Origin of the sequence: Chelativorans petroleitrophicus (assembly GCF_025398195.1) — a bacterium.
Taxonomy (GTDB): domain Bacteria; phylum Pseudomonadota; class Alphaproteobacteria; order Rhizobiales; family Rhizobiaceae; genus Chelativorans; species Chelativorans petroleitrophicus.
This window is the reverse complement of sequence record NZ_JAODNV010000035.1, coordinates 1-11239: the sequence shown is the minus strand read 5'-3', so window position 1 is coordinate 11239 and position 11239 is coordinate 1. Positions and strand designations below refer to the sequence as shown.

10 protein-coding genes and 1 pseudogene are annotated in these 11239 nt (G+C 53.4%); 10 read left to right on the top strand and 1 reads right to left on the bottom strand.

Features of this window, described 5'->3' with window-relative positions:
- Positions 1-482: 482 nt before the first annotated feature.
- The 10 genes and pseudogenes from NYR54_RS19405 to NYR54_RS18650 form a co-directional block, all read left to right on the top strand.
- Positions 483-569, top strand: a pseudogene (locus NYR54_RS19405) (hypothetical protein); the annotation flags it as partial.
- Between the two features lie 57 nt (positions 570-626).
- Positions 627-1904, top strand: coding sequence for a Vi polysaccharide biosynthesis UDP-N-acetylglucosamine C-6 dehydrogenase TviB (gene tviB, locus NYR54_RS18690; protein ID WP_261517219.1), 1278 nt, complete (start codon positions 627-629; stop codon positions 1902-1904).
- 18 nt (positions 1905-1922) lie between these two features.
- Entirely contained in the window at positions 1923-2954 is a 1032-nt protein-coding gene (locus NYR54_RS18685) for an NAD-dependent epimerase (RefSeq protein ID WP_261517218.1), read from the top strand.
- 2 nt (positions 2955-2956) lie between these two features.
- Complete coding sequence (murJ, locus tag NYR54_RS18680; RefSeq protein WP_261517217.1) at positions 2957-4294, top strand: murein biosynthesis integral membrane protein MurJ; 1338 nt, start codon at positions 2957-2959, stop codon at positions 4292-4294.
- Positions 4291-5205: an FkbM family methyltransferase gene (locus tag NYR54_RS18675; RefSeq protein WP_261517216.1), complete on the top strand. Its 915-nt coding sequence runs from the start codon at positions 4291-4293 to the stop codon at positions 5203-5205. The genes murJ and NYR54_RS18675 overlap by 4 nt, the downstream gene beginning before the upstream one ends.
- 31 nt (positions 5206-5236) lie before the next feature.
- Positions 5237-6376: a glycosyltransferase family 4 protein gene (locus tag NYR54_RS18670; RefSeq protein ID WP_261517215.1), complete on the top strand. Its 1140-nt coding sequence runs from the start codon at positions 5237-5239 to the stop codon at positions 6374-6376.
- 2 nt (positions 6377-6378) lie between these two features.
- A complete protein-coding gene (locus NYR54_RS18665) occupies positions 6379-7464 on the top strand; it encodes a glycosyltransferase (protein ID WP_261517214.1) in 1086 nt (361 codons plus the stop codon).
- On the top strand, positions 7465-8445 hold the full coding sequence (locus tag NYR54_RS18660) for a hypothetical protein (protein WP_261517213.1): 981 nt from the start codon (positions 7465-7467) through the stop codon (positions 8443-8445).
- Entirely contained in the window at positions 8442-9566 is a 1125-nt protein-coding gene (pelF, locus tag NYR54_RS18655) for a GT4 family glycosyltransferase PelF (protein ID WP_261517212.1), read from the top strand. Before NYR54_RS18660 ends, pelF begins: the two co-directional genes overlap by 4 nt.
- Entirely contained in the window at positions 9563-10687 is a 1125-nt protein-coding gene (locus NYR54_RS18650; RefSeq protein WP_261517211.1) for a glycosyltransferase family 4 protein, read from the top strand. Before pelF ends, NYR54_RS18650 begins: the two co-directional genes overlap by 4 nt.
- 28 nt (positions 10688-10715) lie before the next feature.
- On the opposite strand, the gene NYR54_RS18645 is transcribed toward NYR54_RS18650, so the two are convergent.
- Positions 10716-11114, bottom strand: a complete 399-nt coding sequence (locus NYR54_RS18645) for a sugar transferase (protein ID WP_341484326.1) — start codon at positions 11112-11114, stop codon at positions 10716-10718.
- Between the last annotated feature and the right edge of the window lie 125 nt (positions 11115-11239).

Below are 11239 nucleotides of genomic sequence, written 5' to 3'. Positions count from 1 at the left end.
TCTACGCGGCTCTGGAAACTGAAGCCATGGCCGCGTAACTAAACCAAATCAGCCTCCGGCAAACCCGGCGCGGTTCAATAAGGTGACTGCGGCGCGCCCTAGTGTCGATGCATGTTAGTGCTGTATCCCTATCCCAAGCAGCCACGCTGCCGTAACAGCGAGATGGAATCAAGCTCTCGACGCCTGACCTGTTCGGCGATCTGCGGTTCAAGATGTTGTCGGCCATTATGAAGGGATTTCCAGTGCCGGCCAATTCCTTGAACGATCTTCACATCCCGCGGGGGCCAGCCCATTTTCAAGCTCGCCTTTTTATCGCTTAACTTGCGATGTTCATACACGGTGGATTGCCACGTGGGAGCTTCCGTTCCGGATTGAATTGCAAGGCTGAGTTTGCCATTCAAGCGACGGGCGGATCGAACAGGTGGCTTCACATTTGACTTCTTATGGGCGTATGGAACGCCGGTTGAAGGGGCTGTAGTCAAATGAAGCTGACGATTTTCGGAACCGGCTATGTCGGCCTCGTTACGGGCGCATGCCTTGCGGACGTTGGCCACGATGTGCTTTGCGTCCTCAGCTAGTCCACGATTTGAAGAGTCACGACCATAATGCCCAGCTGTGGAGTTGCAATGCTGCCAAAGGAAAATTCGATACTCGCGGTAATCGGTCTCGGATATGTGGGGCTGCCGCTGGCAGTCGAGTTTGGCAAGTCCCGGCGCGTCATAGGCTTTGATATGAAGCGCGATCGCATTGAGGAGTTGCGCTCAGGACGGGATCACACGCTAGAAGTCACTCCCGAGGAGTTGGCTTCGGCGAAGTATTTGAGCTTCACCTATGATCCCACAGAGTTGGCAGAGGCAAGTATATATATAGTTACTGTTCCAACCCCGGTCGATTCTCATAAGCGTCCTGATCTCACTCCGCTCCTTATGGCTAGCGAGACGGTTGGTCGTGCTCTTAAGGCCGGTGATATCGTTATTTATGAATCCACTGTCTACCCCGGTGCGACCGAAGAGGATTGTGTACCTGTGCTTGAAAGGGCATCGGGGCTCAAGTTCAATCGCGACTTCTTTGTTGGCTATAGCCCGGAGCGAGTCAACCCGGGAGATAAAGCTCATCGCCTGACTGATATCAAGAAAGTCACTGCGGGATCGACCCCCGAGGTGGCGCGCTTTGTTGATGACCTTTATGCCGCCATCGTCACGGCCGGAACGCATCTTGCTCCGTCAATCAAGGTGGCGGAAGCCGCCAAAGTCATCGAAAATACCCAGCGGGATCTCAACATCGCGCTTGTGAACGAATTGGCCATCATCTTCAACCGTATGGGAATCGATACGCAGGCGGTGCTTGAGGCCGCGGGAACAAAGTGGAATTTTTTGCCGTTCCGGCCCGGCCTTGTGGGCGGGCATTGTATCGGAGTTGATCCATATTACCTGACCCATAAGGCGGAAAGCCTGGGATATCATCCGCAGGTCATATTGGCTGGGCGCCGGATTAATGACGGGATGGGAGAATATGTTGCAGGGCAGCTTGTAAAGGCGATGCTCAAGAAACGCATTCAGGTGGACGGCTCGCGCGTCCTGGTCATGGGCTTTACGTTCAAGGAAAATTGCCCGGATGTCCGCAACACCCGTGTGATTGATATCGTACGCGAGCTTTCAGCCTACAATGTTACGGCTGATGTGTTCGATCCGTGGGTCAGCGCGAATGTCGCAGAGGCCGAATATGGAATATGCCCGCTTGCGCAGCTGCCAAAGGGCGCTTATGACGCCATAGTCCTCGCGGTGGCACACGAAGAGTTCCGGCAAATGGGAGCCGACGCAATTCGCGCCTTAGGCAAACCGCTGCATGTGCTTTACGACCTGAAATGTGTTCTCGCGGCTGATGAAAGCGACCTGCGGCTTTGATTTAGGAATGGTCCACCCATGAAAATTCTTGTCACCGGAAACGCCGGTTTTATCGGCTTTCATGTGGCGCGGCGGCTGATCGAACGCGGCGACAGCGTGGTCGGCTTCGACGTGGTCAATGATTACTACGATCCTGCCCTCAAGGAAGCACGCCTTGCCGAGCTCGACGAGCTCTCCAGAAGGCAGGGGGCCGATTACCGCTTCATCCGTGCCGATCTTGCCGATCGGGACGCGGTTGATGCCGCCTTCCGCGAAGGTGGGTTTGACCGGGTAATTCATCTCGCTGCGCAGGCCGGTGTACGCTATTCGCTCGAGAACCCCCAGTCCTATGTGCAGTCAAATCTCGTGGGCTTCACAAATATATTGGAAGCCTGCCGGCACCACGAGGTAGGGCACCTGGTCTACGCCAGCACGTCGAGCGTCTACGGCGCCAACCGCAAGATGCCTTTCTCCGAGCATGATGGCGCGGATCACCCGCTTCAGCTCTACGCGGCGACGAAGAGGGCCAATGAGCTGATGGCCCATTCCTATTCGCACCTCTTCGGCCTGCCGACCACGGGCCTCAGATTCTTCACCGTCTACGGCCCCTGGGGCCGGCCTGACATGGCGCTGTTCAAGTTCACGCGCAACATTCTTGCCGGCGAGCCTATCGAGGTCTTCAACCACGGCAACCACACGCGCGACTTCACCTATGTCGACGACATTGTGGAAGGGGTGATCCGAGCCGCCGATCAGCCGGCGAAGCCGAACGACGCCTGGGACGCGGAAAACCCGGATCCGGCGACATCGGGCGCGCCCTGGCGGATATTCAATATCGGCAACTCCACTCCGGTGAAGCTCGGCGAATATATCGAGGCGCTGGAAGAAGCGCTTGGAAAAAAGGCGATCCGCAAGCTTCTTCCGCTGCAGCCGGGCGACGTGCCCGATACTTATTCCGATACGAGCGAGCTTGCGAAGGCCACGGGCTACAAGCCCAGGACGCCCGTGCGCGAGGGCGTGAGGCGGTTCGTGGATTGGTATCGTGGGTACTACGCGTTAGGGAGCGCATAGCCTTGAAGCTCATCGCCAGGCTTCACGCAAATCACAAGCTTATCGCCAGCGGAATGGTCACGGTCGGCGCCCTCGTACTCGCTGCCAAGGTGATCGGGGCCGCAAAGGAAGTGGCAGTAGCTTGGCGCTATGGTGTGAGCGGCGTCGTCGACGCCTACTTGCTTGCTTTGGCGATCACAACGTGGCTGCCGGTGATCTTGAGCTCTGTTTCTCTTGTTGTATTTGTGCCAAGACTGGCGGGGTTGGAGGGGCAGGAACGGGAAAAATACATATCGCAACTCAACGGACTCTATCTAGCCCTCGCCGTTTTCTCCACGATCCTGACCTATTTTGCCGGACCGCCAATTGCCGGCTGGATCGCCGGTGGCTTGGATGCAAAGACGATAGCGCTCGCCCGGTCCGCCGTCATGTGGCTCTCGCCTACAGCGGGCTTCATCATGGTAACTGGCTATCTGGCTCTTCGCCTCCAGAGTAGACGCAAGTTCGCTTATACGTTTTTCGAAGCCACGCCGTCCGCCCTCATTCTGTTGTTCGTACTGTTGCTTGCTTCCACAGCGGCAATCGAGCCCTTGCTTTGGGGCACGGTGGCCGGCTTCGGGCTCCAGATGCTCATCCTTATGAGCCTCACGCAAAAGGCCGACAAGTCCCTAGCTGGCATAACTTTGCCTGATTTTCGCTCTCCCGCCTGGCAGGCAGCGGGAGCGGCCTTAGGTGTTATGTTGATCAATCAACTGCTTAGTGGATTGAGCACCCCCATAGATCGCTTTTCTGCGGCAAGTATGGGAGATAACGTAATTTCTACACTTGGATACGCAGACCGAATTATTGCTTTGGCAACCTCGCTCGGCGCAACAGTAGTGGCCCGTGCTACCCTGCCAGTTTTTTCCATCGGGGTTATTAATAAGAAATATGAAGATATAGCGCGGCAAGCCAGAATATGGAGTTTTATAATGTTCCTTTTAGGAATATTCGCCTCACTTATTATATGGAACGCTTCTAACATAATTGTGAAGTTGCTTTTTGAAAGAGGTGCTTTTCATGCACAAGATACGGACAGAGTTTCGTCAGTGCTTAGGGTTGCATGCTTATATTTGCCTTTTTATTTTTCGAGCATTGTCTTAGTTCAGTGGTTTTCCGCTCGAAGGCGCTTGAAAAATGTATTGTTAATGACGTCTGTTGGAATTTTGGCGAAAATTGGTACCATAATAATCCTCTACGATATTGGAATTTACGCAATTGCCGCCTCTTCAGTCTCCTATTATGCCTTTTCATTTCTAATCGGCGGCTTCCTTGCCTTTCGCAGAAGCCCTAACGTGAAAGCGATGGTGAGTGGGCAATGAGGGATCGCCAGTTGATGTTGCTCTGCCGGTTACTTCGTAGGGTGACCCGCGTCCTTTATAAATTCAACGGAACAGGTCTCCCGCGCGTAGCTGAGTTGATAAGGCGATCAGTAGCTAAAATCGCTCACAGGAAGTCTGCATTATCACGTTTGGTTATTGATGATTTCCGAGGACGCTCAAAATTCATATGTGATCTTGGTGAGCACATAGGCAGCCAGCTATTTTTTCGCGGCCAATATTCCGAGGCAGAATTGGATACTTTGGAGCGGATATTAAAAAAGGAATTTGTTTTTGTAGATATTGGAGCAAACCAAGGGGTGTTCACCGTCTGTGCAGCGGGAATGCTTACAGAAGGTAAAGTTTACGCGTTCGAGCCTGTATCTCACTTGCGTAAGCGATTGGAAGAGAATCTCCAAGTAAATAACTACGGTAATGTCATTATATTCGATTGCGGGCTTTCAGATATCTCCGGACAAAAAGTGCCGATCTTCGAGAGTGACACTCTATTCGATGACGGAACAAATAATGCCGGGCTTCCCAGCTTGTTTAGAGAGGGCCCGGGGTATCGAACAATAGAGGAGATTTTGTTGCTCAGATTGGATGACTTTACGGAGCAAATAGGGCCCGTTGATGTAATTAAAATCGATGTTGAGGGAGCAGAACTTGCCGTCCTACGAGGGGGTGAGAGCACCATATCAAAATACAAGCCATATATCATTTTTGAAGCAAATGCATCGGCCTTGAGAGCAGCGGGAGAAAATATTGACACGTTGTTCGCCTATCTCATCGAAATGGGCTATAGGCTCAACATTATCGGCGAACGAGGACAGTTGAGCGCTGTGACAGATGGGGACCTTGGCTTCGCCAATGTGCTTGCTTCTCATCCGGAGCGAAGCCGTAGAGTGAGTTGAATTGTCATTATTGCTGCGCCTGGATTAGTTCATGAAAATATGCTTTGTAATACCATCATTGAATTCCGGGGGGGCCGAGCGTGTCGCCGTTACATTAGCAAGGAATCTTGCAAAAACGGATAGCGTTGTTCTGGTTACATTGGATGGTGGGAGCCGAGACTTTTATTCGGTTCCGGATAACGTCGAAAGAATTGCACTTGATCGGCTGCGCCCCAGTCCTGGATTTGTATCCGCCATATTCAACAATCTTGCTATTGTAAGGGATCTCAGAAGGATCATTCTGAGCGAGAAGGCCGATGTGGTTCTTGGATTTATGCCAACCTGCAACATTCTCAGCGGATTGGCTGCCGCAGGCACTCGCTGCATCGCCATAGGATCTGAGCATAATTATCCGCCCTGTCTTCCGTTAGGCGTTGCATGGACGTTTCTTCGTCGTATCATCTATCCTCGGTTGGGTGCCGTGACTGCGTTGACAGCACAGACCGGCGATTGGCTTCGTTTGCACACCGGGTGCCGGGGCGTTCCCATCATTCCTAATCCCATTTCATTTCCCTTGCCGATTGAGCGAAACGCCAGCATCATACCGCCCGCCCCAATACTGCAGGAGCTTGGAGGGGAGCTGTTGCTCCTTGCGGTAGGCCGTCTAACACCGCAAAAGGGTTTCGATCTTCTGCTGCCTGCTTTCTCAAAGCTACATGCTAAATTTCCGGAGTGGAGACTTGTCATCTTAGGAGAGGGACCAGATCGAGAGCAACTTCTTGACCAAATTGAGGAGCTGGGGCTTGAAGATGCAGTTGCATTGCCAGGTGTAGTAGGCAATCTCGGGGATTGGTTCTCGGCTGCTGATGTATACGTGATGTCTTCGCGATTTGAAGGATTTGGCAATACGCTTGCAGAGGCACTTTGCTATGGCCTGCCCTCCGTTTCCTTTGATTGTCCTTTTGGCCCTCGAGATATCATACGGGATGGCATCGATGGGATTTTGGTGCGCCCGAATGATATTGATGCCTTGGCTGCGGCATTGGAAACAGTGATGGGCAACGAGATATTAAGAGCAAACATGTCCTCGCGCGCGGTAGAGGCAAGAAGTCGTTTTAGCGAGGTACATATTTCCGATCGCTGGAGGTCACTTTTCGTAGGACTTTTACCAGAAAGAGAATTGCGGAATTAATCGTGGTTGCGCGAATAGCGATCTTTGTTCCTTCCCTGCGCGGGGGCGGCGCAGAGCGAGTGATGGTTACACTTGCGAATGGCTTTGCGGAGCGCGGCCATAGGGTCGATCTGGTGTTGGTGCAGGCGGAAGGTCCCTATCTGCCGGAAGTGTGCAGCGCTGTTCGGATCGTTAATCTGAACAAGGGGAGGGTGCTGGCGACCTTAGTGCCTTTGGCTCGATACTTGCGGCGGGAACGGCCGCATGCGATGCTCTCCGCCTTGAATCATGCTAACATTATTGCCATACTTGCGCGAAAAGTTTCGGGTGCTCCAACAAGAATGGTAGTGAGTGAGCACAACAGCCTCACGAGCTTGCAAGAAACACGGGCGGGGCGCCGGATGCTTCGATTAATGCGCCGATTTTATCCTTTAGCTGATGGCGTCGTTGCTGTTTCGCGCGCGATGGCTGCGGAATTGCATGAGCAATTGGATATTCCCTTAGACCGTATTTCAGCTATACCGAATCCCGTGGATATCGACGCGATCCGAGCACAGGCGAGGAGTGTCCCCGATCATCCATGGTTGAAATCCGACCAGCCGCCGGTAATCTTGGCCGTGGGGCGGCTGGAGCCCCAAAAAGATTACCCAACTTTGTTGGAAGCGTTCGCGCGAGTGCGCAAGAATAACGATGCTCGGCTAGTAATTTTGGGTGAAGGCAGCTTGCGTGCCGAACTCGAAGAACGCATCCATCACCTCGAATTGCAGGATGTAGTGGATATGCCCGGTTTCCAGCCCAACCCCTTTGGTTGGATGGGGGCCTGCTCGGTCTACGTTCTTTCTTCGCGCTATGAAGGCTTACCCACCAGCCTTGTTCAGGCCATGGCATGCGGCGCAAAAATTGTAAGTACAGACTGTCCGACTGGCCCTGCAGAAATTCTTGAAGATGGAAAATGGGGGCGATTGGTTCCGGTGGGGGACGCGAATGCGTTGTCACACGCTATTGCCGAATCGTTGCAGTCCAAACCTCTCGCCGTTACAGAGCGGGCGCAACATTTTTCTGCATCACGTGCCATCGACCAATATCTAGATATACTGACGGCATGCTAAATGGGGGGTGCGGCTTACAGTTTACCTGCGTCTGAAGAGGCTACTTACAAAAGTGCCGCTTTTCTTATCGCATTGCTCTATGCAGCAGCGTTAGCCATGCTACCATTAGACGTATTCAAAGACAGGTTAAATTATCTTACATACGCTGATCAATCGGATATAATACTATTACGATATTGGAATGATGGGTTGCTGTCATTTCTAAGTAACGAGCCACTTTGGTTGGCAACTAATATTTTATTGCGTAAAATCATGCCCCCAGAGTTGGTTGTTAGAGCAATAATATTCTTTTCTTCTTTTACCGTTTCGTGGGTCGCTATATCAAGATATAGTAGGGAGGTTATATGGATACTTCTGTTTCTACTTTTAGTTCAATTTATTAAAAATTATATCATTCATCTGAGGCAAGGTTATGCGATCGCGATATTTTTTTTGGGATGGTTCGCTTTTCGGTCCAGAGCGCGATGGTTTTTTATTGGAGCGAGCCCATTCATTCATTCCTCGTTCGCTTTTGTTATTCTTATAATGCTATCGATACATATTTTTCGCCTGATGCGGATGGATGCATATATTTGTGTATTACTAGCTGGTTTGTCCGGTTTAATCGTCGGTGCATCGCTTCCATATATTGCATCAGTTTTGGGGGCACGGCAGGCAGGCCAGTATGATTTTGTGAGTACGGATGTGTCCGGCTTGGGCTTTTTATATTGGTCGTCAGTCCTAATACTCTTTTTGTTGTCTGGAAGTAAGTTTGCAAGGAATCATGTTTTCTCATTGTCGTTGATTGCATTTTATTTGGCGACATATTTCCAGATCGAGGTGACGGCGAGAATTTTTGAAAGCGGACTTCTCCTTGTGCTTTTGTCGGGGTTAAGCCTGACAGGATGGAGGAGAAATTTGTTTACCTCGTCGATGATTCTGTATGCCACGTTGCAATATTATCAAAGAATAGGACTCCCATATCTCGGATGGGGGGCATGACCAAAATCCTCCACACTATCACCGGCCTGAACGATGGCGGGGCGGAGGCTGTGCTTTATAGGCTCGTTACCTTCGATGATCGCCATCGCCATATTGTCGTATCGCTGTCGGACGGTGGGAAGTATGCCCCCTTGCTCTCAGCCAAAGGGATAGAGGTTCACTGCCTCGATATGCCGCGCGGGCGACTTACCTTAAGCGGCTTGAGGCGCTTATGGGCCGTGTTGCGCAGAGAGCGCCCGCAGATTGTGCAGACATGGATGTATCACGCCAATCTGGTCGGCGGCGTGATTGCGAAGCTTGCTGGAGTTAAGAACATTTATTGGGGCATCCGCCACACGGACCTTGTGCCCGGAACAACGGGCCGCAGCACGCGCATGGTGGATCGGCTTTGCGCGCGAATTTCGCCTTATGTGCCTTCAGGCATTATTGCTTGCGCGGAGAAGGCGAAGGATGTCCACATTACCAACGGGTATGATGCCGGAAAATTCACCGTTATTCCCAATGGCTATGACATCGCGCAATTTTCTCCTGATGCTGAGGCGCGGCAGGCTTTCCGCCAGCAGCTTGGGATCGTAGCGGATGCGCGGGTTCTCGGTCTTGTCGGCAGGTGGGATCCACAAAAGGACCATGCCAATCTGATCAGGGCTTTTTCCCTCCTGCGAAAGCGGATGCCGGACCTCCACCTTGTCCTTGCGGGCACGGATTGTGACGATAGCAATGCCGAGCTCATGCGCCTGTTGCAGGAGGCCGGAGGGATGGAAAATGTTCATCTCCTGGGGCGCCGATCAGACATCCCTTCGCTGATGAACGCGCTGGATCTGCATGTCTTGTCATCCTATAGCGAGGCCTTCCCCAATGTGGTCGCGGAGGCGATGGCCTGTGGAACCCCATGCGTGGTCACTGATGTTGGCGACGCGGCCGTGATTGTGGGCAACACCGGGTGGGTCGTTCCGCCACGGGATTCCGAGGCTTTAGCAAGTGCGATTTCCGAGGCTTTGGCCGAACAGGAAAAGGATGATATATGGCACCGCCGCCAGCGCGCCGCGCGGCAGCGCATCGTTGACGAATTCTCGCTTGAGGCCATGGTGGCACGCTATCATTCGGTCTGGGGGCTCAGTTGACCGCAAAGCGCTTCGCCATTATCAGCCACTACGCCCCTTCTCTCATCAATTTTCGTGGACCCCTTATCGAGGATATTCTCGCCCGCGGACATGAGGTTTTCGCCCTTGGGCCCGATATTGACGAAGGAACGGCAGAAGCTCTGCGCGCCTTGGGGGCAAAGCCGGTGGAAATTCCTCTGACGCGCATAGGCCTTAATCCATTGGCCGATCTGTGGACGCTGTTCTCTCTCTACAGAGAACTTTCACACATCAAGCCCGATGTCGTGCTCAGCTATGCCGCCAAGCCATCGATCTATGGGACGATGGCTGCATGGTTGGCAGGTGTTCCGCATCGTTTTGCCATGATCGAGGGCCTTGGCTATGTGTTCATTAGGCGGCCGAACGAAAACTTCGCCCAGCGCCTATTGCGCAGCACTGTCACCAGTCTCTACCGTTTTGCGCTCAGGCGAGCGGATAGGGTTTTCTTCCTCAATGATGATGATATCGCTGACTTTTCCAACATGGCGCTCGTTTCGCCCGGACAACCGGTGAAGATCGGCGGGATCGGCGTAGATCTGGAAGCCTGGAAGCCCACCCCGCCGGTCCTGTCTCCAATCACATTCACCTTTGTGGGGCGCCTGCTGCGCGACAAGGGGGTGCTGGAATTTGTCGAGGCGGCACGGAAGGTGAAGGCGGCGCATCCGCATACGCGCTTCCTGCTCGTCGGCGGGCTGGATGACAACCCAGAATCCATTCGGGAAAAGGATGTGGAAGGCTGGGTGCAGGAAGGCATCCTGGAATGGCCGGGCCATGTCCCCGTCCAACCTTACCTTGAGCAAACCTCGGTGTTTGTCCTGCCATCCTATAGGGAAGGAGTGCCGCGCAGTACACAGGAAGCGATGGCCATGGCGCGCCCGGTGATCACCACCGACTCCGTCGGCTGTCGCGAGACGGTTGTTGAGGGGCGCAATGGTTTTCTTGTTCCTCCGCGAGATCCGGAAGCCATCGCCGGTGGCATGCGGAAATTCATCGCCTCGCCCGACCTCATCGCCTCCATGGGCGCTGAGAGCCGGAAGCTGGCGGAGGAACGCTTCGATGTACGGAAGGTGAATGCAGCAATGATCGAAGCGATGGGGCTGTAGGCAGCGTCAGCTTCGTCTTGCCTTGCCGCTACCCCCGTTTGAGAATCCGGTCTCCCTGACCTGCGCCCAAAGCAGTCGTGATAATCAGCCGAAGGTCTGTGGCAATCGATCCGCTATCAAGATACGTCGCATCGAGCTCGGCCAATTTCTCCGGAACCGACATATCCACGCCCTTCACCTGGGCAATGCCGGTGATGCCGGGGCGAAGGGCATAGACTCCGAGCTTTCGCCGCGCGGCAATCAGTTCATGCTGTGACGGCAGGCATGGCCGCGGCCCCACGAAGCTCATCTCCCCGCGGACGATATTCCAGAGCTGCGGAAGTTCATCGAGCTTGAAACGGCGCAGGTGCTTTCCGACAGGGGTCACTGACGATGAAGGCGTCTCGTGAGTAGGAGCGCTGCGCGTTCCCACATACATGGTCCTCAACTTATAGCAGATGGAGACCTCTAATTACCGGTCCAGGTCGGCTTGAAGGATGATGTTCAGCGGAACGACGGCGCTGTGATGCGATGACGACTTTGGATTTCGACGGCCGGACGGCCTCAGCGCGG

Bases quoted from the DNA above. Each gene is read 5' to 3' on its own strand.
- NYR54_RS18660 (WP_261517213.1), top strand. From the start codon at position 7,465: ATGGGGGGTGCGGCTTACAGTTTACCTGCGTCTGAAGAGGCTACTTAC.
- NYR54_RS18685 (WP_261517218.1), top strand. From the start codon at position 1,923: ATGAAAATTCTTGTCACCGGAAACGCCGGTTTTATCGGCTTTCATGTG.
- tviB (WP_261517219.1), top strand. From the start codon at position 627: ATGCTGCCAAAGGAAAATTCGATACTCGCGGTAATCGGTCTCGGATAT.
- NYR54_RS18675 (WP_261517216.1), top strand. From the start codon at position 4,291: ATGAGGGATCGCCAGTTGATGTTGCTCTGCCGGTTACTTCGTAGGGTG.
- NYR54_RS18670 (WP_261517215.1), top strand. From the start codon at position 5,237: ATGAAAATATGCTTTGTAATACCATCATTGAATTCCGGGGGGGCCGAG.
- pelF (WP_261517212.1), top strand. From the start codon at position 8,442: ATGACCAAAATCCTCCACACTATCACCGGCCTGAACGATGGCGGGGCG.